Source organism: Streptomyces sp. NPDC033136 (assembly GCF_055578235.1).
Genome location: NZ_JBVIPD010000010.1, coordinates 252,562 through 277,022 on the forward strand (window position 1 = coordinate 252,562; position 24,461 = coordinate 277,022).

Here is a 24,461-nt window from a genome sequence, read left to right on the forward strand (position 1 = left end):
CTGGTTTCGGCTCTGCCGCCGACGAACCTGAAACGCTTTCTGATGACCTTCAACGGCAGCTCGTACGGGGTTGTCGTGGAGGGCCGCGACGTCACGAGATACGTCGAGTCCGTCGACATCGGTGGTGAGCGGGGGCTGCCGCCAAAGGTGGTGCTGCACTTGGCGCCGGGCGAGCGCCGCCAACTCGAACGAGATCCGGTCTGCCACAACGCACTGAGTCGTCATGCGGCGTTCGTGGAAGTGAAAGCGTCTCTGGCGGCGGCGCCCTCGCGGACGAAGACCGGGATGCGCTCCAGCGGGGCGGCCACGTCGGGTGCCGTGCCGCCCTCGTGGACCTCGCCCGTGGCGGTGTCGGTCCAGCGGGTCCCGGCAGGCAGGTAGACGGTGCGGCTGCGGGCGCCCGGCTCGGTGACCGGCGCGACCAGGATGTCGGGGCCCAGCAGGAACTGGTCGTCGACCCTCCAGGCGTGGTCGTCGCCCGGGAAGCCGAAGAACAGCGGCCGCATGACCGGGGCGCCGGTGCGGTGCGCCTGTACGGACAGTTCCAGCAAGTAGGGGCGCAGGCGCTCGCGCAGCCGCAGGTGTTCGGTGAGGATCGGGTAGGCCCGCGGTCCGTAGGACCAGACCTCGTTCGGCCCGCCGGTCATGTCTGCCGAGAAGGGGCGGGTGGGCTCACGGTCGCCGTGCAGGCGCATGATCGGGCTGAAGGTGCCGTACTGGAACCAGCGGACCAGCACCTCCTGATACGCGGGATCGGCCGGGTCGCCGCCGGAGAAGCCGCCGATGTCGGTGTTCCACCACGGGATGCCGCTCATCGCGACGTTCAGCCCGGCCCGCACCTGCTGGGCCAGCGACTCGAAGGTGGGGCGGATGTCGCCGGACCAGAGGGCGGCGCCGTAGCGCTGGCTGCCGGCCCAGGCGGAGCGGATCAGAGTGAGCGGGCGGTCCTCGCCGTCCTCGACCAGCCCGTCGGCGACGGCGCGCGCCTGCAGGAGCCCGTACAGATTGCCGACCTGGACGCCGGGGCCCGCCGAGTAGACCGCGCGGGCGGCGAGTTCCGGGGTCAGATCGGGCTCGCAGGCGTCCAGCCAGAAGGCGGCGACGCCGAGCGCTCGGTAGTGCTCGCGCAGCTGCTGCCAGAGGTGGCGGCGGGCGGCGGGGGCGGTGGAGTCGAGGTACGCCATCGGCTGGTGGTTCTCGCCGTGGCCCCGGGAGGGCCAGGGGAAGGTCAGCAAACCGCCGTGGCTGTCGCAGACGAGGTGTCCGGCGGCCAGCAGGGCTTCGTAGTTGTCGCTCCCGGGCTCCACCGTGGGCCAGACGGACACCGCGAGCCTGACGCCGAGCGAGTCCAGCTCCTTGACCATGGCGACCGGGTCGGGCCAGTCGGTCTCGTCGAAGTCCCAGTCGCCCATACGGGTCCAGTGGAAGAAGTCGCAGACGATCACCGACAGCGGCAGCCCGCGCTCCTTGTACTCGCGGGCGACGGCCAGGAGTTCGTCCTGCGTGCGGTAGCGCAGCTTGGACTGCCAGAAACCGGCCGCCCATTCGGGCAGTAGCGGCGGATGGCCGGTGGCGTCGGCGTAGGCCTCCATGATCTCGGCCGGGGTGTCACCCGCCGTGACCCAGTAGTCGATCTGCCTGGCGGAGTCGGCGACCCAGCGCGTGGTGTCCGCGCCCAGCTCGACCCGGCCCATCGCCGGGTTGTTCCACAGCAGGCCGTAGCCACGGGAGGAGTGCAGAAAGGGGATGGCGGCGATGGTGTTGCCCTGGACCAGGTCGACCACCAGGCCCTTCTGGTCCAGGCGGCCGTGCAGATGCTGGCCCAGGCCGTGGATCCGCTCACCGTCGTACGCCTCGAAGCTCTGCTCGACGCGATACGTGCCGTCGGCGAGCGGTGCGTACGCGCGCGGCTCCGGATACCAGGTGTACGGACGCTTGTCGGCGAGCAGTTCGCGACCGGTGGCGGTGTGCAGGAAGCGCAGCTTGCCGCCCCGGTCGGCCTCGACCGTGAGCCGGCCGTTGACGAGGCGGGCGGTGCCGTCGTCGTAGGCGGTCACGGTGGCGGGCGGGCCGGCGGCGGGGACGTCGAGGGCCCCGGGGAGCGTGTCGTCGATCCCGCCGGAGGTGACGGCGTAGTCGGTGTGGGTGACGGTGCCGCCGTCGAGGCTGCGGCCGGCGACCGCTTCGTCGAGGTCTCGCAGGGCGCGGGCGCGGACCCGTACCGAGTGCGGGCCCCACGGCTCGATGACCAGGACCTCGTGCGGGGCGCGCCGTTCGAGGGCGCCGCCCTGAGCGCTGAAGAGAGTCATGGAAACAGCGTTCCTTCTCAGTTCCGGGCCGCGGTGACAGCCGCGCGGATGACGTTCCAGGACAGCGGTGGCAGCGTGGAGGTCAGCACCTGCGGTAACGCCGCCGGCGTCGACCATGCGGGGGCGATCCGTTCGGGGTCTGTGAGGGTGTTGCGGGCGCCGGGGCCGTCGTCGGTTGAGCAGCAGGTGCTCCCACGACCGGACGCCGTCGAGTCCGCTCGGACTTTTGACCGGTCAAATGCTTGGCGGGGCAAGACGTTAGCCACGCAGGTCGGGGTGCGTCAAGAAGTCGCCTGCCGCCCTCTCTTCGGGCTGGTCCGAGCCCGGCGGAAGACCTGAACGGTGAACGCCTTGACTGCTCTCTTCGGCCGCTGTAAGAATCCGGGGCCCGTCGTTTTACCGGTCAAATGAGAGGTGGTACCGCTCCGTGGTCACCATGGCCGATGTCGCGAAGCGCGCCGGCGTCACCAAGCAGACCGTCTCCAATGTGGTCCGGGGGCGGTCGGTCGTCAGCCCCGGCACCAGGGCCAGAGTCGAGGCGGCGATCACGGAGCTGGGCTACACCCCGAACCTGGTCGCGCGCAGTCTGGCCACCGGTACGACGATGACCATCGGCTTCATCGTGCCCACCATCGCCAACCCGTTCTACTCGGAGGTGGTGGAGGAAGTGGAGACCCTGCTGGAAGAGCACGGCTATCACCTGCTCCTGGCCACGACCCGGGGTGCCGGCGAGCGCGCCCGCCGGCACCTGACCTCCTTGTCCAGCCGGTCCGTGGACGCGCTTCTGGTGGCCGGCGACTCCGACCTGAGCGACCACGTCCCGCTGCTGGACGACTACGGCCTGCCGGTCGTCCTGTGCGCCTGGGAGATCGACCCGCCGGACACGCTGCCCGTGGTCACCATCGACTACGAGCAGGCCGGGTATCTGGCCGGCCTGCACCTGAGGGAGCTCGGCCACCGCCGGCTGACGGTGATCGCCGACCTCCCGGCACACCGCATCAGGGTCAGCGGCGCCAAGCGTGCCTTCGCCGAGGACGGCCTCGACGTCCCCGAAGGCTCGGTGTTCCCCACCCCCAGGGCGACTTCCGAGTCCGGATACGACGCGGCCATGCTCGCCCTGGACGCCCCCGACCGCCCGACGGCGGTGTTCGCGTCCACCGACGCCATCGCCCTGGGGGTGATGGAGGCCGTACAGCGACACGGCCTGCGGGTACCCGAGGACGTCTCGGTCGTCGGCATCGACGACATCCCGCAGGCCGCACACGCTCATCCGCCGCTGACCACCGTGGCCCTCCCGAAACGGCAGATGGCCCAGGAGGCCACCGGACTTCTGCTGCGCGGGATCGCCGAGAACCGGCCCGTGCCGCCCTCGCTGGCCCTCACCACCCCCGAACTCCTGGTCCGCGCGAGCTCCGCACCGCCGACCGGATGACATCACGGGCAGGGCCGTGCGCCCAGCCCCCTTCCACGCCCGCACCGCCTCAGGAGAGTGCCCCATGAGCGAGTCCACCGCGCACGACTACCTGGAAAACCACTCGCCGGGTCACGGCCGCGCGCAGCCCCGCGCCGCCTTCACGTCGGACGCTCCCGTCCTGGACCTGACCGGCACCTGGCGGTTCCATCTCGCCGCAGGCCTGCCGCACGTCACCGAGGGCTTCGAGGCGGACGGCTTCGACGACAGCGGCTGGGACACGATCGCGGTGCCGTCCTGCTGGCAGATGGACGGGCTGCCGGGCGAGCCGCGCTTCGGGGCGCCGGCCTACACCAACCAGATCTTCCCCTTCCCGATCGACCCGCCACACGTCCCCGACGCCAACCCGACGGGGGAGTACCGCCGCGAGTTCACCCTCCCTGCCCTGTGGCCGGCCGGGCGTACGCTGCTGCGCTTCGAGGGCGTCGACTCCTGCTTCGCCGTCTGGCTCAACGGCACCCTCCTCGGTGACGGCAAGGGCAGCCGCCTGCCCACCGAGTTCGACGTCACCGACACCGTCAGGGCGGGCGGGCCCAACACCCTGGCCGTACGCGTGCACCAGTGGTCGGCCGCCAGCTACCTGGAAGACCAGGACATGTGGTGGCTGTCGGGTATCTTCCGCCCCGTCGCCCTGCTCTCCCGCCCGGACGGCGCGCTCACCGACGTCTTCGTCCACGCCGACTACGACCACCTCACCGGGCACGGCACCCTCTCCGTACAGACCACCGGCGCACCGGCCCGTCTGACCGTCCCCGAGCTGGGCATCACCGACGCCGACCCCGCCGGGCCGCACACCGTCGCCGGGATCGTGCCCTGGTCCGCAGAGCGACCCAGGCTCTACGACGCCGAGTTGGCGACCGCGGGGGAGCGGATCCCGCTGCGGATCGGCTTCCGCCGGATCGAGGTCCGAGACGGCCTCATCCTCGCCAACGGGCGGCCCGTGCTCTTCCGCGGCATCAACCGCCACGAGTGGAACCCCGACACCGGGCGCACCCTCAGCCACGAGGACATGCTCGCCGACGTGCTGCTGATGAAGCGGCACAACGTCAACGCCGTACGCACCAGCCATTACCCGCCGGACTCCGCGTTCCTCGACCTGTGCGACGAGTACGGTTTGTGGGTCGTCGACGAGTGCGACCTGGAGACCCACGGCTTCGGCCTGGTCGGCTGGGAGGGCAACCCCAGCGACGATCCGCGCTGGCGCGAGGCGTTCCTCGACCGGATGCGCCGCATGGTCGAGCGCGACAAGAACCACCCGTCGGTCGTCATGTGGTCGCTCGGCAACGAGGCCGGGCACGGCTCCAACCTGCGGGCCATGGCCGAATGGACGCGCGAGCGCGACCCGGAGCGGCTCATCCACTACGAGGGCGACGACAACTGTGACTACACGGACGTCTTCAGCCAGATGTACATCGACTACAACAGGCTGGGCGTGATCGGCCGCGGACACGAGTCCGTCACCCGTGACCCGGCCCAGGACGCCAGGCGGCGCACCATGCCCTTCATCCTGTGCGAGTACGCGCACGCCATGGGCAACGGACCCGGCGGCCTGAGCGAGTACCAGGACCTCTTCGAGAGCTATCCGAGGCTGCACGGCGGCTTCGTCTGGGAGTGGATCGACCACGGCATCCGGCGCCGGACCCCGGACGGCCGCGAACACTTCGCGTACGGCGGTGACTTCGGCGAACCGGTGCACGACGACAACTTCGTCTGCGACGGCCTCGTCTTCGCCGACCGCACCCCCTCGCCCGGCCTCACCGAGTACAAGAAGGCCGTTGAGCCGGTCCGGATCACCGTCGACCCGGCCGGCCGAACCATCCGCGTCCGCAGCCACCTGCACACCCTCGACACCGCACATCTGCGGTTCCGCTGGACGGTCGAGGACCAGGGCCACGTCCGGGGCGACGGGGAACTCGCGGTACCGCCGGTCGCCGCGGGCGCCGCCGCCGAACTGACCTGGCCCGAGGCCCTGGCCAAGCTCTGCGACGCCCCCCTGGAGGAGGGCGAGGAGCGCTGGGTGACGGTCACCGCCGAGCTGGCCGAGGACGAGCCCTGGGCCCCGGCCGGGCACGAGATCGCCTGGTCCCAGGCCGCGACCGTCGGCCCGGCGCCCGAAGCCCCGCCACTGGGAAGGCCGTTGACGCCGGTCCTCGCCGACGGCACGTACGCTCTCGGCCCGGCGGTCTTCGACGCCGTCACCGGGACGCTGCTGCGGCTCGGCGGCGACCTCGACGTCGACGGTCCCCGCCTCGATCTCTGGCGCGCCCCCACCGACAACGACCTGCGCACCTGGGGCGGCCCCCTCGCCGAGGCCTGGCGCAAAGCGGGCCTGGACCGCCTCGAACACCGGACCGTCCGCGTCCGGCCCCACGACGGCGGCCTGGACGTCACCACCCGCACCGCCCCCGCCGGCGCCGACTACGCCATGCGCACCGTCTTCCGCTGGGCGGCCGACGCCGAGGACCCCGGGCTGCTGAGGCTCTCGCTGACCACCGAGCCCGTCGGGACCTGGCCCTGCCCGCTCCCGCGCATCGGCATCCGCCTCTCCCTCCCGCCGGAAATAGAGACCGTCGACTGGTTCGGTCTCGGCCCCGGCGAGGCGTACTCCGACACCACCGCCGCCGTCCGCGTCGGGCGCTTCACCGCCCGCGTCGACGACCTCCAGACGCCGTACGTGCTCCCGCAGGAGAACGGCAACCGGCGTCAGGTCCGCCACGCCCGGCTGACCGGCGGCCAGGGCAGTGGCCTGGCCATCACCGCCCACCCCCACCTCGACCTCACGGTCCGGCCCTGGACCAGCTCGGATCTCGACCAGGCCCGGCACACCACCGACCTGCGGCCCCGTGACCGGGTGTACGTCAACCTCGATGCCGCCCAGCAGGGCATCGGCAGCGGTGCCTGCGGCCCCGCGACCCAGCCCCAGCACGAGCTGATCGCCCGCCCGGTCACCCTGACGATCGGCTTCCGGCCGTGCTGAACCTGGGGTACCGACAAGCCGCTGACGGCGTTCTCTCCTAGGCACCGCCGCCGGCAACGGCGCCCTGGGCGCCACGGTGTACGGCCACACCACGAAGGAGCACATCGACCTCAACGCCGACACTCGCCCCGCCGGCCCCGCCGGCCCCGCCGACCCCGTCGGCCGCCCCGTCGGCCCCGTCGGCCCCGTCGGCCCCGCCGGCCACAACGATGCTGTGGGCGAATGTCGCGCGGCGGGAGCCAAGTGTCCGCACGGTCTCAGCGACACGCCGCGTGCACGGCGTGTCGCTGAGACTCTCGCACCACTTGCCGGCCGTTCGCCGAATTCGCCACAGCATCCACAACGACGGCGGGGCCGCCCGGTACCTGCCCGCCCTGCGTCAGGCGGTGACGCGGGAGCACTGAGCATCGCTGAGCCGCACGTCGACCTCGACGGACGAAACTCAGTGGTCGCGACGCGGCGCGGGCGGTGGCTGCGAGGGCGACAGTGGAGTCGGCTGCCGCTGTCGTGGTGAGGAAGGGCGCCGGGTGCCGCGGAGCTTGCCTGCGGTGGCGATGGAGTCGTGGTGAGTGGCCCTGGGCGCTCGGAACCTTGGAGCTGCCGTACTGGTGCACAGGGTGCACCGAGGGGATCAACTGATGGGGTGGGGCTGGAATCAGGGGGTTCAGTCGCCGCTCGGCGACGGCTCGGCGTGCTCCGGGGGAGGCAGGGGACTGCGCACGACGGCGACGTCCGCCGCATCGAGGACGAGCCTCTCCCCGGCCTCGAGACGGCGTCCGGTAATCAGGTCGGTGCCGGAGCGGTCGAGAGTGAGGGTCACCGTGTCCTGGCGGTGGTTCAGCAGGAACAAGTAGGCGCTGGTCTCCGTCCGTCGCTCGGTGGTCTCGACGCCCCGCGGTGCGGCGTGCACCGGCCGAACCCCGGCATGGTCCAGGACGTGCCGCACCACCGCCTCGAGGGCGTCGTCGTCCAGACGCGTTCCCACATACACCGCACGGCCCTCGCCGAGTTCGTGCTCGATCACCGCGGCCTTACCGGCGAGGTGCCCCTGACCGTAGGTGGCGAGTGGGCGGGCGGTCTCCGTTTCGAGGTCGTCCTGCCACCCGGAAGCGGTCGCGGAGAAGCCGTTCAGGGCGGTCTGCCCGGCGGCCTCCCGGACCGGCACGGTGGACTCGGCGGGCAGCGGGGAGAACTCCTGGACGCGCGCGCCGATGATCTCGCGCAGGGCACCGGGACAGCCGCCCTCGACGATCCGGTCGTCCTCGTCGACGATCCCGGAGAAGTACGAGACGACGAGATGGCCACCGTCCTCCACGAACCCGCGCACCGACGCGCTGTGCTGACAGGTCATCAGGTACTGGTTGGGGACGACCAGGACGCGGTAGGGCGACAGGTCGTCGTCGAGGGTGACGACGTCGACGGCGACCTGGCTGTTCCACAGGGCGCGGTAGTGCCGGGCCACGGTGTCCCGGTAGTCGAAGGTGTTGTCCGGGTGGGCGCGGCCTTCCACGGCCCACCAGTTCTGCCAGTCCCACACGATCGCGACCCGGGCGCTGGTCCGCGCCGTGGCGATCTCGTCGACGGCCCGCAGTTCGTTGCCGAGCGCCTTGACCTCCTGCCAGGTCCGGGTCTTCTCACCGCCGTGCGGCAGCATCGCCGAGTGGAACTTCTCCTGCCCCTGGCGTGAGGCCCGCCACTGGAAGAACATCACCGCGTCGGATCCGTGCGCCAGGGCTTGGTAGGAGCCCAGGCGCATCCGCCCCGGCTGCTTGACCTGGTTGGTCTGCCACTGGCTGACCGCGCCGGCCGCCTGCTCCATCAGCATCCAGGGCCGGCCACCGCGCAGGGAGCGCATCAGGTCGTACTGGAAGGCGGCGGTGACCAGCGAGTGGGGCTGTCCCGGGTCGGGGTAGCAGTCGAAGGCGACGACATCGAGCTCCTTCGCCCACCGGTGGCTGTCGGTCAGCCGGCACTGGAAGAAGTTGGTGGTCGCCGGCACCTCGGGCGTGATCCCGTGCAGCAGGTCGCGCTCGTGCGTGACGAGTTCCAGCAGGATGTCCGAGGTGAAGCGGGAGAAGTCCAGCTCGCGGGAGGAGTTGACCCAGCCGCGCACAGGACCGGGCAGGTGCACCTGGGACCAGTCGCTGTAGCGCTGGCTCCAGAACGCCGTGCCCCACCGGTCGTTGAGTTCGTCCAGAGTGCCGTACCGCTGCCGCAGCCACGCGCGGAAGCGGTCGTCGCACGAGGGGCAGTAGCAGTCGGAGTGGTACTCGTTGCCGATGTGCCACATCGCGAGGGTGGGGTGCTTCCCGTAGCGCTCGGCCAGCTTGGTCGCGATGCGCCGGCTGCGGTCCCGGTAGACCGGGGAGGAGGGGCAGAAGTGGCCTCGGCTGCCGATGCCGTGCCGCACTCCCCGCCGGTCGGCCGAGAGCGTCTCGGGAAAGTCGGTGGCCAGCCACGGCGGTGGCGCGGCGTTCGGTGTCGCGAGGTTGACATGGATGCCGTTCGACCACAGCAGGTCCATGATCTCGTCGAGCCAGGAGAAGTCGAACCGGCCGTCGGCCGGCTCCAGCATGGCCCAGGAGAAGACGCCCAGGCTCACGAGCCGCACGTTCGCGGCTCGCATGAGCCGGACGTCCTCCTGCCACACCTCCCTCGGCCACTGCTCCGGGTTGTAGTCCCCGCCGTAGACGACTCCCGGCAGCCGACGGCGAAAGGTGCTCATGCGTGGATCGGACACAGCGGAGGGTTTCCTCTCGGATGCGCACCTGTCCCGTGCCCTGTCAGAGCTGGGACCTGAGCTCGGAGGTGGACTTCTGGCCGGAGGGAAGGCTGCTGTTCCACTACGACAGGGCTGTCACCAGGAGGCCAGCGAGCCGTCGGCGTTGCGCCACACGTCGTTGCGCCAGCGGTGTCCGCGTTCGGCGGCCGCACGGACCGCGCTCTCGTCGATGGTGATACCCAGGCCCGGTGCGGTCAGACGGTCGATGTAACCGTCGCGGAACGCGAAGGGCTCGGCATCGACGAGATAGTCCAGCAGTCCGCTGCTGTCGCCGTAGCCGATACCGAGTGCCTGCTCCTGGATGAGGAAGTTGGGGGCGGCGAAGTCGAGTTGCAGGCTGGCGGCCAGCGCGATCGGGCCGAGCGGGCAGTGCGGCGCGACCAGGACGTCGTACGTCTCGGCCATCGCCGCGATGCGGCGGGTCTCGGAGATGCCTCCGGCGTGGCTGATGTCCGGCTGTGCCACGGCGATGCCGTCCGACAGCACGGAGCGGAAGTCCCAGCGGGAGTAGAGCCGCTCGCCGGTGGCGATGGGGATGGAGGTGGAGCGGACCACGGCGCCGAGGTCCTGGGTGAACTCCGGCAGTACGGGTTCCTCCACGAACATCGGCAGCAGGGGCTCGAGGAGCGGCAGGACGCGACGGGACATCGCCCCGCTGAAGCGGCCGTGGAAGTCCAGCGCCAGGTCGCGGTCCGGGCCGATGGCCTCGCGCACCGCGGTCACCCGGTCCACGATGGCGTGGATCGCGGCGGGCGTGTCGAGCGGCTCCAGCTTCCCGCAGGGGTTGAGCTTCACCGCGGTCAGGCCCTTGGCGACCTGCTCGGCCGCCGATTCGGCCATCTTCTGCGGGGTCGACCCGCCGATCCAGCCGTAGATACGCACCCGGTCGCGCACGTGGCCGCCGAGCAGTTGGTGCACCGGGACGCCGTGGGTCTTGCCCGCGATGTCCCACAGGGCCTGGTCGATGCCGGCCAGGGCGCTGTTGAGCACGACACCCCCCCGGTAGAAGCCACCCTTGGCGAGCACCTGCCAGTGCTCCTCGATGCGGGCCGGGTCCTGCCCCACGAGGTAGTCGAACATCTCCTCGACGCAACGGGCGACGGTGTGCGCCTTGCCCTCGACGATGGGCTCTCCCCAGCCGGAGATGCCCTCGTCCGTGTCGACGCGCAGGAAGAGCCAGCGCGGTTCGACGAGGAAGAGTTCGTATCCAGTGATCTTCATGGTGCGGACCTCCGGGTCCGGGTGCGCGGCCCGAGGGCCGGTGGCTGCGGGCAGGGGTGTACGGGGTGAGGGGATGCCGGGGCGGGTGTACGCCGGGGTTGGCAGGTCAGGGCAGGGCAGGGGCAGGCGCGCGCGGCCGCCTGCGTGACCACCCGCGGCGGCCACGCCCTACTCGTGGGAGCTGATGCTGCGGCCGCCGTCCACGAGCAGGTTCTGGCCGGTGATGAACGAGGCGTCGTCGGAGGCGAAGAAGGCCACGGCGGCCGCGATGTCCTCGGGGGTGCCGAGCCGGCCGACCGGCGCACGCGCGGCGGTCCGGGCCTGGTACTCCGGCGGTGTGCGCGCCCACAGGGCCGTGACCACGGCGCCGGGAAGGATGGAGTTGAACCTGATCTCACCGCCGTACTCGACGGCGAGCTGGCGTACCAGGGCGTCGATGCCGCCCTTGGCCGCCGCGTAGGCGGGGAAGCCCTTGAAGCCGATGGCCGAGTGCACGGACGAGGTGATCACCACCGCGCCCCGGGCGGTCCGCAGCAGGGGGACAGCGGCCCGGACGCCGTAGAACACCGAGTCGAGGCAGAGCCGTAGCTGGTCGTGCCATGCGGCGTCGTCCAGCTCGTGCGCCGCCCCGGACCGGTTCCGGCCGGCGTTGAGGTGCAGGACGTCGAGGTGCCCGGTCCAGGACGTCACCGCCTCGACGGCCTCGGCCCAGGCGTCGGCCGAGGTGACGTCGAGTCCGCGGTGCCGGGCCCGTCCGCCCCGGGCGCGGACCTCCTCGGCCACCCGGCGGGCGCCCTCGGCGTCCACATCGGTGACGAGGACCGACGCCCCCTCCGCGGCGAGGCGATGGGCGGTGGCCTCGCCGATGCCGGAGGCGGCCGCGGTGAGCAGGGCGGTACGGTCCGCGAAGCGTGTGAGCCCGGCGCGGCTCATGGTGATTCTCCCGGTCTTGCCGTGGAACCGCGCAGCATCAGGCGTGGTTCGGTGGGTACGACGACGTCTCCCGCGGGCGCGCCCTGGATGGTGGTCACCAGGGCCTCCACGGCCGCGGCGCCCAGCTCGTACAGGGGCATCGCCACGGTGGTCAGCGGCGGGGAGAGGTGGCCGGCGACGGGCAGGTCGTCGTTCCCGACCACAGAGACGTCCTCGGGTATCCGCAGGCCGAGGTGCCGGACCGCCGCCATCGCGCCTATGGCCTGGGCGAGGGAGCTGGTGTAGAGCGCGGTGACCGGCGGACGCGTGCCGCCGTCGGCCGGACGCAACAGCTCCAGCGCGCAGGACACGCCGCCGTCCTCGGTGAAGTCCCCGCACGCGACCGGAGCGGCGGACAGCCCGAGTTCCTCGGCGTGTCGCAGGAACGCCTCCGTGCGGACCTCACTGGGAGTGATGCCGGGCGGGCCCGCGATGTGGCCGACCGCGCGGTGGCCGAGTGAGTGGAGGTGGTCGAGGGCGGTCACGCTGGAACGGGCCACGTCCATGGTGACGTTCCGGCCGGAGCCCTCCACCGAGCGGTTGAGGAAGACATGCGGGACCGGGCTGTGGCTCAGCGTGTCCAGCAGGGGGTGACCGGGGCGTGCGGAGGCGATGAGCAGCCCGTCGACACGGCCCTCCTGCACCAGGTCGTTGAACGACTCGTCGGCTTCCTGCCCGTCGAAGTCCTCGGCCAGCAGGGAGAGATAGCCCAGCTCGCGGGCGCGCTGGTAGGCGCCACGGGCGATGGTGACGTACGTGGGGTTGGCGAGGGCGGGGACCAGCAGGGCGAGGGCGTGCGTGCTGGCACCGGCCAGGGCGCGTGCTCCGGAGTGGGGGCGGTAGCCCAGCGACTCGGCCGCCTCATGGACGCGGCGTCGGGTCTCCGGCCGTACGGACAGGTCCTGCCTGCCGTTGAGCACCTTGGACACGGTGGCCTTGGAGACCCCCGCCCTCTCCGCCACGTCCACCAGCCTGGCCCTGACGGGTTGTTCCGGCACGTGAGTTCCCCCTCTTCCGCTGTGCGCCAGGAGTCGTTCTGTGTGTCCGACGATGGCGCTTTCCAACCTCTTGACACCCTCTGGCGTCGCAACCTAACGTTCGCCGAAGTTTCAGTCAACCGGTTTCCTCAGGCGGAAATAAGCGATACGTCTGGACAGAGCCAAGGAAACCGGTCACCGCCTCGGCAACCACAAGTCGGCCATTACCGGCCACGGGTGGGGTGTGCCCAGGGGTGCCCCGAAAAGGCTCACCGCGAACGCGACCACCGTCGCCTTCACAGTCGTGCCATGCCGACACCCGCACATGTGCACCACGGGTGTGCGTGTGTCCGGTTCGGGACATCTCACCCCACGGCCGAGCGGGGCCGGTGCTCCTCCCCGCCCCCGGCCCCGCTCTCCGCCTTCTGCTTCTCCTCCCCACAACGCCGCATGCGCTCGCAAGCGCTCACGTTCCCGTGTGAAAGGCCACCAGCATGACCTTCCAGACCACAGGGTCTCTCGACAGACGCCGTTTCCTCACCGTCTCCGCCGGCGCCGCGCTCGCCGCGACCGCACTGCCCGGCTGCGCAGCCCCCGTCGCCGACGACTCGGGAAGCGGCGGCACGAAGCGCGAGAGCGCGACGGTCACCGTCATGACCCCCGATAACGAGAAAGAGCCTTTCCAGGCAGCCGGAAAGGCGCTGGGCATAAAGATCAACTTCATCGCCCGGGACGAGACCAGGCTCAACGCGATGCTGGCGGCGAAGACCCCGCCGGACCTGGTGCGTGGCCTGGGTGCCGTGGAGACGCCGTACTTCGCCGCACGCGGGCTGATGACCGACCTGGACCCGTACTTCGCCGAAAGCTCGGTGCTCAAGGCATCCGACCTCGACCCGGTCAACGACGTCTGGCGCTACGACGGCCAGAAGCAGGGCGCGGGCCCCCGGTACGGCATGGCCAAGGACTACTCGCAGGACCAGATGTTCTGGTACCGCACGGACCTGCTCGAGGCGGCGAAACTCGATCTGCCCAGCGAGACCGAGCCCCTGTCGTACGACGAGTGGCTGGACATGGGCAAGCAGCTGACCAAGCGCAGGCTCGGCAAGGTCAAGGTCTACGGGATGAGTGCCGCAGGGCTCGGAACCTTCCCGCAGCTCATGCACCAGACCGCCTCGGCCGGCGGGAGCCTGTTCGCCGAGGACCTGGCCTCGGTCGACTTCTCCTCGCCCGAAGCGCGCAAGGCGCTGTCGTGGTACATGGAGTACGCGCGGGCCGACGTCGGCCCGAGCATCGTCAACCCCAATACGGACGGTTGGGACTGGCCCACCTACCAGGCCGGGCGGATGGCGATGGCCGGCGACGGCTACTGGTTCGGCGGGGCGATCGGCGGCGACCCCAAGGTCGCCAAGGTGTCGCGCTTCGCGCCCGCCCCGCAGCTCGGCAGCAACCGCATCAGCCCCTGCTTCGGCGCCACCGGCTACTGGATCCCCAAGGCGGCCAAGAACAAGGACGCGGCCTGGAAGCTCTTCGAGTACTTCTTCGCCGGCAAGCCCGCCGAGGACCGGGCCTCGGGCGGCTGGGGCATCCCCAGTCTGAAGTCGCTGCGTTCCCGGATGCCGGACGGCACGAAGTTCCAGAAGCAGGCCCTCCGGGTGCAGGAGAAGGAGATGGAGTACTTCTCGGTGCTGTCGTTCACCCCGTACGCCCAGGTGGCCGCCCTGGAGGGGTCGATCAACAAGGTGCTGCCGAGGGCCATCAAGGGCAAGACCTCGGCGGGCAAGGTGGCCGACGAGCTCAACAAGCTCATGAACGAGCAGATCGCCAAGGGCAAGGAGCTGGTGGGGTGAGCACCGACCAGCTCATCGACCAGCCCGCCGGGCCCAGGGCGGCGACGTTCTCGGCCCGGCGGTCGGCCGGCCCGACTCGCCGGCCGACGTCGCTGCGGACCCGCCGGGCGCGGTCGTTCTACCTGTTCACCGGCCCCTGGGTGCTCGGTTTCCTGGTTCTGACGGTCTTCCCGCTGGTGTACGCGCTGTGGCTGAGCTTCACCAACGCCGACGGGCTGTCGGACAACGCGCGCTTCGTGGGGCTGGACAACTACCGGGAGGTCCTCTCCGACCCGGCGACGCTGGGTTCCCTGTGGCGCACCGGAGTGTTCACCGCGATCACGGTGCCGCTGACGATCGCGGCGGGGCTGCTGCTGGCGGTGCTGGTGAACCAGCCGATCCGCGCCCGCGGGATGTTCCGCACGCTGCTGTACCTGCCGGCGGTGGTGCCGCCGGTCGGCGCCGCCCTCACCTTCAAGCTGATCTTCGACCGTGACTCCGGAGCGGCGAACGGCGCCCTGGACGCGGCCGGTATCAACGGCATCACCTGGCTCGTCGACCCGTACGCCCGCTACGTGCTGATCGCGCTGACCCTGTGGGGCGTGGGCAACGGCATGATCATCTCGCTGGCGGGGCTCCAGGACATCCCCAGGGAGCTGAACGAAGCGGCCAGGGTGGACGGCGCCAGCCCCTGGCAGTCCTTCACCCGCATCACCCTGCCGCTGCTCTCCCCGGTGATCTTCTTCCAGGTCATCACGGGCATCATCGGCTCGCTGCAGACCTTCATGCCGCTGCTCATCGCGCTCGACCCCAGGCCCAGCGGAGTCACGTCCGTGCCCGAGAGCAACTACTTCTACATGATCCACGTCTTCGCCGAGTACTTCGCCAACGGCCGCTACGGTTACGCCTCCGCCCTGCTGTGGGTGCTCTTCGCGATCATCTGCGTTGTCACCTTCATCGTCTTCAAGCTCAGCAAGGGTGCGGTGTTCTACTCCGTGGAGCCGGAACCGACGAAGCGCAAGGCCCGCACGATCGGAGGCGGCCGATGAGCGTGTTCTCCCGGCGCACCGCGGTCTACATGATCCTCGTCGCCGTTCTGGTGCTGACGCTCAGCCCCTTCGGCTGGCTCGCCATCACCGCGCTCAAGGACGCCTCCGAACTGCGCGCCCTCCCCATCCACTGGTGGCCGCACGAACCCACCCTGGGCAACTTCGACCAGGCGCTGACCCTCTTCGACTACCTCGGCTACGCCCGCAACTCACTGACGATCTCCACCCTCTACGCGGTGCTGGTCACCCTCGCCTCCGCCTGGGCCGGCTACGGCTTCGCCCGGCTGGAGGCCCCGGGCAAGAAGGTCGTCTTCAGTGTGCTGCTGTCGACCATGATGCTGCCGGGGGTGATCACCCTCATCCCGATGTACCTCATGTTCGCCAAGCTCCACCTGATCAACACCTACATGCCGTGGGTGCTGTGGGGTCTGTCCGGAGCTCCGTACCTGATCTTCCTGTTCCGGCAGTTCTTCACCAACATGCCCAAGGAGCTGGAGGAGGCGGCGATCGTCGACGGCTGCGGGCAGGTCCGCATCTTCTGGCGGATCTTCCTGCCGCAGTCCTGGCCGGTCATGGCCACCAGCTTCATCCTCTCCTTCTCCTGGACCTGGGGCGACTACATCGCACCGGCCCTGCTGCTGGACGACGCCCGCACGACCCTCGCGGTCAAGCTCGCCACCGGGTACACCAACGAGCACGGTGCCCAGCTGAGCAACCTGGTCGCCGCCGGTGCGGTGATGTACGTCGTACCCGTGCTGGCGCTCTTCCTGATCATGCAGCGCGGCTTCATCTCCGGGATCTCCACCTCCGGGCTCAAGTAACGCTGTTTACCGACGCACCATCTTGCAAAGGAACTTCTCATGACCAACACCCTGGGTACCGCCAACGAGCCTGCGGCGGTGCGGTCATGACGGAGCGTCCCGCGCTCACCCCGCAGCTGGGCCGGACCCGGGTCATGGCCATCCTGCGGTCGGCCGACGCGACGGGACTGCCCGCCGTGGCCCGGGCCCTCGCGAACGGCGGCATCACCTGCCTGGAGGTCACCCTCACCACTCCGGGTGCCCTCGACGCGCTGGCCGCCATCCGGGACGAGCTCGGGGCCGGGGTGGCGGTCGGCGCCGGCACCGTGATCACCACAGGGGACGTTCGGGACGCGCTCGCGGCCGGGGCCGAGTTCCTGGTGGCCCCCGTCGTGGACACCGAGGTGATCCGGGGCGCCGCCGACAGGGGCATTCCCTGCTACCCAGGCGCCTGGACACCCACCGAGGTGGCCACCGCCTGGCGGGCGGGTGCCGCCGCGGTCAAGCTCTTCCCGGCGGGCACCGGCGGCCCCGCCCACCTGCGACAGCTGCGGGCCCCGCTGCCGGACGTCCCGCTCGTCGCCGTCGGCGGGGTCGGCGTCGACCAGGCGCGGGACTACCTGGACGCGGGCGCCTGTGCCGTGGGTATCGGCTCCCCGCTCCTGCGCGGGGCGGACCGCGACCCCACGCCGGAGAGCCTGGACGCCCTCACCGCGAGGGCGCGCACCTTGCTGGGCGCGACCCTGGTCACGACCCCTACTCAGGAGGTGGGTCGGTGAACGGCCCTTCCCAGGAACGCTACCTGGTCACCGTCGGAGAGACCCTCGCGGTCCTGGCCGCGCCGGACGTCGGCCCGCTCGTCCTGGGCGCGGACCTGCGCCTGGGGCTCGCCGGAGCGGAGTCGAACGTCGCGGTGGGGGTCAGCCGGCTCGGCGGGTCCGCCACCTGGATCGGGCGCGTCAGCGAGGACGAGCTCGGCGACCTCATCCTCCGCGAGCTGCGCGCGGAAGGCGTCACCACGGTCGCCGCACGCGACCCCGCTCCCACCTCGCTGCTGCTGCGGGAACGCCGTACGGCCACGCACAGCCGTACGCGCTACTACCGCACTCACACGGCGGGTTCCCGGCTGTCCGCCGACGACATCCCCGAGCCCCTCGTCGCCGGCGCGGCGGTCCTGCACATCACCGGGATCACCCCGGCGCTGGGCGAAGGACCGTCTCAGGCCATCACCCGGGCCGTGGACATCGCCGTCGACGCCGGAGTGCCGGTCTCACTGGACATCAACTTCCGCTCCCTGCTGTGGAGCGAGGAGGAGGCGGGGCGCGCGCTGCTGCCCCTGCTGCGCCGCAGCGACCTGGTCTTCGCAGGGCCGCACGAGGCCCGCCTCGTGGTGCCGGGCACCGACGAACCGGAGGAACTCGCCAAGGGCATCTGCGGCCTAGGGCCCGCCGGAGCCGTGATCAAATTGGGCGCGGAGGGAGCGTTCGCCCTCCTCGACGGTCAGGGCTACCGGCAGCCCGCCGTGCCCGTCACCGTGCACGACTCCGTGGGTGCGGGCGACGCGTTCGCCGCCGGGTACCTGGCGGAACTGCTCGCGGGAGAACCACCGGAGCAGCGGCTGCGGACCGCGGTCGTGCTGGGCGCCTTCGCGGTCGCCACCACGGGGGACTGGGAGGGCCTGCCCAGGCGTTCGGAGCTGGAGCTGCTCGACCACCACGACGACGTCGTCCGCTGAACGCGACGGGCCCGCCGGGCTCCGAGCGGACGCACGCGGCGCGCCCGGACGCGGCCACGATCCGTCGCTCATCGTGTCGCTCATCGCGCCCCTCATCCCACCCGCTCGAGGAACCTCTGGGAACTCCCATGCCAACGCCAGCTTTCACCGCAGCAGTTCACGTCCTGACCGGCTCCTACACGCCCGACACCGGCGGCGACGGCGTCGGGCTCGCCGCCCTGCGGCTCGACCCCTCGACCGGCTGGCTGACGTACGACGGTCATGTGCCGGCCCTCTCCGTCGTCGGAGCGTCCTTCCTGGCCGCGCACCCCTGCCTCGACGTCGTCTACAGCACGAACGAGACCGATCCCGGAACCGTCAGCGCCGTCGCCCGGCGCCACGACGGTGTACTGAATCCGCTGGGTGCCCCGGTGAGCAGCGGCGGGACGAACCCGTGCCACCTCACCGTCCACCCGGACGGAGAGTGGCTGCTGACCGCGAACTACGGCAGCGACAGCGCGCCCGGCTCCGTCGCGGTGCACCGGCTCGGCGCGGACGGCCGCCTGCTGGAGCCCACCGACCTCGTCATGCACCAGGGGTCGGGCCCGGTCACCGGACGGCAGGAGGGCAGCCACGCCCACCAGGTGCTCGTCGACCCGGCGGGCCGGTTCGTCCTCGCCACCGACCTGGGCGCGGACGCGGTCTTCACCTACCGGCTCGACACCCGCACCGGAACCCTTCAACGGGTGGCCACGAACCCGCTGCCCGCCGGCTCCGGCCCCCGTCACCTGGCCTTCGTCCCAGGTGGGGAGCTGGTGTTCAGCGCGGACGAACTGTCCTCGACCCTCACCTGTCACCGGTACGACGCCGCCAAGGGCACCCTGACGGCCGTCGCCACCGTGCCCGCCACCACGGCCCGCGACATCGTCAACCAGCCCGGCGGCATCGTCGTCTCACCCTGCGGGCGCTTCGTCTGGCTGACGAACCGCGGCGCCGACACCGTGGCCGCGTTCAGGGTCACCGGCACCACCCTGGACATGATCGGTGAGACCCCCAGTGGCGGCACCTGGCCCCGCGGCCTGACCTACGCGGCCGGTCATCTCCTGGTCGCCAACCAGCGCAGCGGCACGCTCGCCGCGCTGCGCGTCCTGGACAGCGGCGCCCTCGAACAGTCGGCCCCGGCGGCTTCCGTTCCCTCGGTCGTCTGCGCGCTCACCGTCTGACGGCACAGACGCCCCCCGCCCGGAGAGCAAGAGCCTGGGGCCGACCCGGCGCTTGCCGGGATTTCGGTTCGTGCGGAGCCGGGCAGGGAACCGAGCGGGGTGGTCTCCGTGGCCCGGTCGGCAAGGCGCGGATCCGAGGCAGACCACCCACTGCCTGGTGACGCCATGGTAATCAGGGCGACTTTCGTGCCCGCCATGACGTTGGCGTGGTAGCGGTTGACGACGAACAGGGCGTAGTCGATGCCCGGACCCAGACCGACCGGTGTGCCGAGGGCCGGCGGGGTGTCGGAGAGCGTGGTCACGTGGCTGAGCAGGGTCGCCGAGACCGCGGATGTGCCGACGCCGACGATGGCCGAGAGGACGGCAGCGGCGCCATCCACGCCGTCCGGAAGACGAACAGCGGCAGACGAAGGCGGCGGTCACGATGCCCGACATCGTGACCGCCGCGTCGACTCCGGCGCCGAGGACGAGCAACAGGCCCACCCTGACCAGGACGACGGCGAGCCGGTGCCTGTGACACCGGCGGGCGAGAGGTGACATCGGAGGGGTCTGCCGCGACCGGGCCGGCGATCACGGCCCACCCTCACGCTCGCGTTTCTCCGGTCTGCCGTCGATGGCCCTTCGCAGACACCTGCGTCTGCCGCGATCGCGGCAGACGCAGGTGCCGAGGAAGGCGTGCACATCCTGGTGAACGGGGAGTGCACACAGTGGGGCTTGCTCAGTGGCGGGGCCGGCTCACTCCGCTGCGAAGCCACCCGAAGCGACTTCTCCGGCACACGCGGACGCATCCGACCGTGTGAGCGCCCGGCGCACCGCGTCCGCGAGGGCGGGAGCCGCGTCCGCGTCGGCGTCGGCAATCCCGACGCCGTAACGGAAGCGCACGGTCTCGCCGTCCTCGATGGTCAGCTCCTCGCTGAAGAACGGTGCCGGATTGAGGCAGGCGAACTCCTCGGTCCGGGCGAACCACTGCGGCGGATGACACGGGTTGGCCGCGTCGTCGACCATGAGCACGAGCGACTGCGCGTCCGTCCCGTCGTGGCGGCCCGAGAAACCCATCCACTCCATGCGCCGCCCACGGACCTCGTCGCCACCCAGGCCGTCCTCGGTCACGAACTGTCCGCCGGTGAACGAGCGCGGGCCCCGCCAGAACAGGCCGCCGTAGCCGGCGTTCTCCCGTCCCTTGGTGGTCGGCGAACCCATGGCGACGTCCGTTCCGGAGACGTTCGTCATCCGCGTCTCGAACGTCAGCGCCCAGGCGTGCGGGGAGATCAGACTCGCTCGCAGCGTCCTGCGCTCGGTGAAGAACAGCGAGCCGGACTGGGTGGTCCAGTCCAGGTCGTGAGCGAACGTCGCCGTTCCGTCGGCCCTGTCCAGGGCGACGACCCGTCGATGCGCCTGGGTTCCGTTGTTCTCCAACTGGACGTAGAAGCGCCCGTGGACGTACGTGGGACCGCCCCAGAAGTTCTCCTCGCCGACGTGGGGCAGGGACCACGCGATGCCCTTGTGCCACACGTGGTCGTGGGGACGGAACAGGCTGACCACCTTGCCGGCCCGGGTGCGCAGGGGATGGAGGTAGGGCTTGGGCGATTCCAGCTGGACGGTGTCCGGCTGGTACACGTAGCGGAACAGCTCGGTGCCGCCGTCGCGGACCGTGACCGAGGTGCCGAGGTCGTGGCGGATGTCGAGAGTGTTCATACCAGGGCCTCCTTGACCCGATCCCACGGCACCGCGCCGCCGTCCATGCTGAGCGTGAACGGGTCGTCGCCGGCCAGTTGCCCTGCTGAGACGCGGACTCCGCGGAACGCCGAGGCGTACGTCGCCGCCGCGAACTCCAGGGTGCGGCGCGCGTCAGACAGGGAGACACCGGGTTCCTGACCGGTCTCCCAGGCGTCGAACACGGCCTCGATCTGCAGCCTGTGGCCGCTGGTGAGGTCCGGTTCGTCGGCGTCGGCCCACAGAACCGCGAGATCCTCGTGGCCGGGGGCCGGCGTGAACCGCCAGTGCTCCTCGCGGTAGCCGTAGAGGTGCTCGAGTTCGACCGTGGCGTACTCGAAGTCGAAGCGCAGTCGCGACGTCTCCCGGGGGGACAGCAGGGAGTTGACCACCGTGGCGAGGGCTCCGTTGTCGAACCGGACGGCGGCCACCGAGACGTCCTCGGTGTCCGTGGGACGGGCCTGGCGGTCAGCGAGTGCGGTGATCTGGGACCACGGTCCGAGGACCGACAGCATCAGGTCGAACTGGTGGATGCCGTGCCCCATGGTGGGGCCGCCTCCCTCGACGTCCCAGCGTCCCCGCCACGGCACGTCGAAGTACTCGTCGGACCGGTACCACAGGGTCTCGCACGTGGCGACCAGCGGCCGTCCCAGTACACCGGCCGTGGCCAGCCGGCGCAGGCGTACGGCTGCCGCGCCGTAGCGGTGCTGGAAGACGGTCAGGACCCTGGAGCCGGTCTGTTCCTGTACCGCGGCCAGTTCGTCCATCTCGCGCAGGCTCAGTGCCGTCGGCTTCTCCACCAACGCGGTGACGCCGGCCCGCATCGCGAGGGAGGCCAGGGGCGCGTGGGTCTGCGGTGGGGTGCAGATGTGGACGAGATCGAGCCGCTCGCTCTCCAGCAGGGCCTGCGGGTCGCCGAACACCTGCGGCACGGAGAACCGGTCGGCGAACTCGGCGGCGCGTGTGGGGTCGACATCGGCGACGGCGACCAGGCGGGCGCGTTCGGAGAGGTGGGTGAGGGCTTCGGCATGGGCATGGGCGATACCGCCGGTGCCGATGATGGCCACGCTGTACGGCGGCCGGGAGCTGGGCATGGGTGGTTTCTCTCTTCTGGATTCCGACCCGCTCTGCGCGGGGCTCCCCCCGGGGGCCGAGGGGCGGCGACGACGGCCCCCGGGGGAGGGGGTCACTTGGCCGCGTCGATCTCGCCCTGGAGCTCCTTGATGAATGCCTTCGCGGCGGCTTCCGGCGAGGTCTTCTTGAAGTAGACCTCCTGGCTGTAGCGCTGCAGCTGCGGCTCGATGCCGCTTCCGCCGTTGGGGGTCACGACCGGCGACTTACCCGGTGTCACCGTGTTCATGTAGTCGGCTGCCGCCTTGTCGGGCCCGGTCAGGCCCCCCTCGAGGTGCTTGAGCATCTCCTTGTTCGCGGGGATCCCGCGCTCCGTCTTGAGGATGTCGGCGGCCTTCGCGTCGTTGAGTACGAAGTCGACGAACGCGGCGGCCTCGGCCGGGTGCTCGCTCTGGCCGGAGACCGCCCAGTACATCGAGGGCTTGAAGAAGTTCGCCTTGGTGTCGCCGACGCGGGGCAGCTGCAGCAGCTTGAGCTTGGCGCCGGTCGCCTCCTGCAGCGCGGTGATCTGGGTGTTGTAGGCCCCCATCATGGCCGCCTTGCCGGTGGCGAAGCTGCCGGCCGTGATACCGGCGGTCTGGTCCTCGACCATTGTCGAGGCCTTGACGCTGGCCCCGGAGGAGATGAGGCCCAGACCGTACTTCCACATACCGGCGAGCGACTTCGCCTTCAGCGAGACGTTCCCGTCCTTGCCGAAGAGTTCATTGCCCTGCTGGCGAGCCCAGTACTTGAGACTTCCGGCGTCGAACCCGGGGGCGCCGGCCACACCGTGGATCTTGCCGCCGCTCTTGTCCGTCAGCTCCTTGCCGATCCTGGCGTAGTCCTCCCACGTCCACGTCTTGTCGTCGGGGAGCTTCACGCCGTACTTCTTGAACAGGTCGGTGTTCACGGCGACGGACATGACGCCGATGCCGACGGGAAGCGCGTACTGCGTGCCGTCGACCTGCCCGGTGGCCAGGGCCTGGTCGTCGAACTGCGAGGTGTTGACGATCTTCTCGGCTTTGCCGAGGTCGTAGAGCGCTCCGCGGCCGGCGTACGAGGCGAGGTAGAGCTCATCCATCTGGATGACGTCGGGCGAGTCCTTGGCCGCGGTCGTCGTGGCGAGCGCGTCCCAGTATCCAGCCCAGTCCTTGTACTCTCCCTTGACCTTGATGTTGGGGTACTTCTTCTCGAACGCCGCGATGACCTCGTTGGTGAGTTGGGCGCGGGCGTCCGCTCCCCACCAGGTGGCGCGGATGGTGACCGGCTTGTCGCCGAGCTCGGGAGCGGCGCCGGTGCTGCCGCCGGAGCAGGCGGTCAGTACGAGCGAGCAAGAGACGACGGCTCCGACGGCGACACGTCTGAAGGGGCTGGCTTTCATGTGCTTTCTCCTGTGTCTGATGGGTGGATCGGGTTGATGGCTGCGATGCGCCCGAGCGGTCATGACTCGTTCGCCTTCGCAGGTCCGGCAGTAGCCCCCGCGGTCACTTGCCGCCGGTGGTCGCGATGCCGCGCAGCAGGAAGCGCTGCCCGGCGAGGAAGACGAGGAAGACGGGAACGAGCGAGACCACGCTCATGGCGAACACCGAGCCCCAGTCCGTCGCGGTCTGCTGGTCGACGAAGGCGCGCAGCGCGAGGGGCGTGGTGTACATCACCGGGTCGGTGAGGTAGATCAGCTGGGTGTAGAAGTCGTTCCAGGTCCAGATGAAGGTGAAGATCGCGGTGGTCGCCAGGGCCGGGACCATCAGCGGCAGGATGACGTGGAAGAAGATCCGCGCGTGCCCGGCGCCGTCGATCCGTGCGGCCTCGTCGATCTCGCGCGGGATCCCACGGATGAACTGCACCATCAGGAAGATGAAGAAGGCGTCGGTCGCCAGGAACTTCGGCACGATCAGGGGCAGGAACGTGTTGACCCAGCCGAGTTCGGAGAACAGGACGTACTGCGGCACGATGATCACGTGGATCGGCAGCATGATGGTGACGAGCATGATGGCGAACCACACGCGCTTCGCCCGGAATTCGAGCCTGGCGAACGCGTAGGCGGCCAGGGAGCAGGCGAGGAGGTTCCCGAGGATCGCGCCGATCACGACGATCAGCGAGTTGATCATGTAGTGGCTGAAGGGTTGGGCGAAGGCGCTCCAGCCGTTGGCGTAGTTCTCGAGGCGCGCGTGCGTCAGGGCCAGTCCCGCGCTGCGGAAGATCTGGTTGTTGGGACGCAGCGAGCTGACCACCATCCACAGGATGGGGTACAGCATCGTCAGAGCGCAGAGAGCCAGCAGGCAGTGCTTGAGGGGGGCGCGCGCCACGCGCCTGACCC

At 70.5% G+C, this 24,461-nt stretch carries 17 protein-coding genes and 1 pseudogene; 8 read left to right on the forward strand and 10 right to left on the reverse strand.

Annotated features, from left to right (window positions below; all coding sequences use genetic code 11):
* Positions 1–221 precede the first annotated feature (221 nt).
* Positions 222–2,309, reverse strand: a complete 2,088-nt coding sequence (locus ACZ5TL_RS20970; protein WP_468591524.1) for a glycoside hydrolase family 31 protein — start codon at positions 2,307–2,309, stop codon at positions 222–224.
* A 436-nt stretch (positions 2,310–2,745) separates the two neighbouring features.
* Here ACZ5TL_RS20970 and ACZ5TL_RS20975 point away from each other — a divergent pair, with 436 nt between their 5' ends.
* On the forward strand, positions 2,746–3,741 hold the full coding sequence (locus tag ACZ5TL_RS20975) for a LacI family DNA-binding transcriptional regulator (RefSeq protein WP_468591525.1): 996 nt from the start codon (positions 2,746–2,748) through the stop codon (positions 3,739–3,741).
* Positions 3,742–3,805: 64 nt separating this feature from the next.
* The gene (locus tag ACZ5TL_RS20980; RefSeq protein ID WP_468591527.1) at positions 3,806–6,757 is read left to right on the forward strand and encodes a glycoside hydrolase family 2 TIM barrel-domain containing protein; all 2,952 of its coding nucleotides are present in this window, start codon (positions 3,806–3,808) and stop codon (positions 6,755–6,757) included.
* Between the two features lie 664 nt (positions 6,758–7,421).
* On the opposite strand, the gene ACZ5TL_RS20985 is transcribed toward ACZ5TL_RS20980, so the two are convergent.
* The 4 genes from ACZ5TL_RS20985 to ACZ5TL_RS21000 all read right to left on the reverse strand — a co-directional run bounded on the left by ACZ5TL_RS20985 (position 7,422) and on the right by ACZ5TL_RS21000 (position 12,730).
* The gene (locus tag ACZ5TL_RS20985) at positions 7,422–9,482 is read right to left on the reverse strand and encodes a beta-galactosidase (protein ID WP_468591529.1); all 2,061 of its coding nucleotides are present in this window, start codon (positions 9,480–9,482) and stop codon (positions 7,422–7,424) included.
* A gap of 132 nt (positions 9,483–9,614) precedes the next feature.
* Positions 9,615–10,760: a galactonate dehydratase gene (dgoD, locus tag ACZ5TL_RS20990; RefSeq protein ID WP_468591530.1), complete on the reverse strand. Its 1,146-nt coding sequence runs from the start codon at positions 10,758–10,760 to the stop codon at positions 9,615–9,617.
* 168 nt (positions 10,761–10,928) lie between these two features.
* Entirely contained in the window at positions 10,929–11,693 is a 765-nt protein-coding gene (locus tag ACZ5TL_RS20995) for an SDR family NAD(P)-dependent oxidoreductase (protein WP_468591531.1), read from the reverse strand.
* Complete coding sequence (locus ACZ5TL_RS21000; RefSeq protein WP_468591532.1) at positions 11,690–12,730, reverse strand: LacI family DNA-binding transcriptional regulator; 1,041 nt, start codon at positions 12,728–12,730, stop codon at positions 11,690–11,692. Before ACZ5TL_RS21000 ends, ACZ5TL_RS20995 begins: the two co-directional genes overlap by 4 nt.
* A gap of 473 nt (positions 12,731–13,203) precedes the next feature.
* Between ACZ5TL_RS21000 and ACZ5TL_RS21005 the strand changes: the two genes are divergently transcribed.
* From ACZ5TL_RS21005 to ACZ5TL_RS21030, 6 genes are all read left to right on the forward strand, one after another.
* Positions 13,204–14,556: an extracellular solute-binding protein gene (locus ACZ5TL_RS21005; RefSeq protein WP_468591533.1), complete on the forward strand. Its 1,353-nt coding sequence runs from the start codon at positions 13,204–13,206 to the stop codon at positions 14,554–14,556.
* Positions 14,553–15,584, forward strand: coding sequence for a carbohydrate ABC transporter permease (locus ACZ5TL_RS21010; RefSeq protein ID WP_468591535.1), 1,032 nt, complete (start codon positions 14,553–14,555; stop codon positions 15,582–15,584). Before ACZ5TL_RS21005 ends, ACZ5TL_RS21010 begins: the two co-directional genes overlap by 4 nt.
* Positions 15,581–16,405: a carbohydrate ABC transporter permease gene (locus tag ACZ5TL_RS21015; protein WP_468591537.1), complete on the forward strand. Its 825-nt coding sequence runs from the start codon at positions 15,581–15,583 to the stop codon at positions 16,403–16,405. The genes ACZ5TL_RS21010 and ACZ5TL_RS21015 overlap by 4 nt, the downstream gene beginning before the upstream one ends.
* Positions 16,406–16,491: 86 nt before the next feature.
* Positions 16,492–17,163, forward strand: coding sequence for a bifunctional 4-hydroxy-2-oxoglutarate aldolase/2-dehydro-3-deoxy-phosphogluconate aldolase (locus tag ACZ5TL_RS21020; RefSeq protein WP_468591538.1), 672 nt, complete (start codon positions 16,492–16,494; stop codon positions 17,161–17,163).
* A complete protein-coding gene (locus tag ACZ5TL_RS21025; RefSeq protein WP_468591539.1) occupies positions 17,160–18,119 on the forward strand; it encodes a sugar kinase in 960 nt (319 codons plus the stop codon). The genes ACZ5TL_RS21020 and ACZ5TL_RS21025 overlap by 4 nt, the downstream gene beginning before the upstream one ends.
* Positions 18,120–18,247: 128 nt before the next feature.
* A complete protein-coding gene (locus ACZ5TL_RS21030) occupies positions 18,248–19,321 on the forward strand; it encodes a lactonase family protein (protein ID WP_468591540.1) in 1,074 nt (357 codons plus the stop codon).
* 224 nt (positions 19,322–19,545) lie between these two features.
* Here ACZ5TL_RS21030 and ACZ5TL_RS21035 read toward each other — a convergent pair.
* From ACZ5TL_RS21035 to ACZ5TL_RS21055, 5 genes and pseudogenes are all read right to left on the reverse strand, one after another.
* Positions 19,546–19,701: pseudogene (locus ACZ5TL_RS21035) on the reverse strand (hypothetical protein); the annotation flags it as partial.
* A gap of 355 nt (positions 19,702–20,056) precedes the next feature.
* Positions 20,057–21,016: a DUF6807 domain-containing protein gene (locus ACZ5TL_RS21040; RefSeq protein ID WP_468591542.1), complete on the reverse strand. Its 960-nt coding sequence runs from the start codon at positions 21,014–21,016 to the stop codon at positions 20,057–20,059.
* Positions 21,013–22,128: a Gfo/Idh/MocA family protein gene (locus ACZ5TL_RS21045; protein ID WP_468591544.1), complete on the reverse strand. Its 1,116-nt coding sequence runs from the start codon at positions 22,126–22,128 to the stop codon at positions 21,013–21,015. Before ACZ5TL_RS21045 ends, ACZ5TL_RS21040 begins: the two co-directional genes overlap by 4 nt.
* A 92-nt stretch (positions 22,129–22,220) precedes the next feature.
* On the reverse strand, positions 22,221–23,525 hold the full coding sequence (locus ACZ5TL_RS21050; protein WP_468591546.1) for an ABC transporter substrate-binding protein: 1,305 nt from the start codon (positions 23,523–23,525) through the stop codon (positions 22,221–22,223).
* Positions 23,526–23,628: 103 nt separating this feature from the next.
* Entirely contained in the window at positions 23,629–24,399 is a 771-nt protein-coding gene (locus ACZ5TL_RS21055; protein WP_283970783.1) for a carbohydrate ABC transporter permease, read from the reverse strand.
* Between the last annotated feature and the right edge of the window lie 62 nt (positions 24,400–24,461).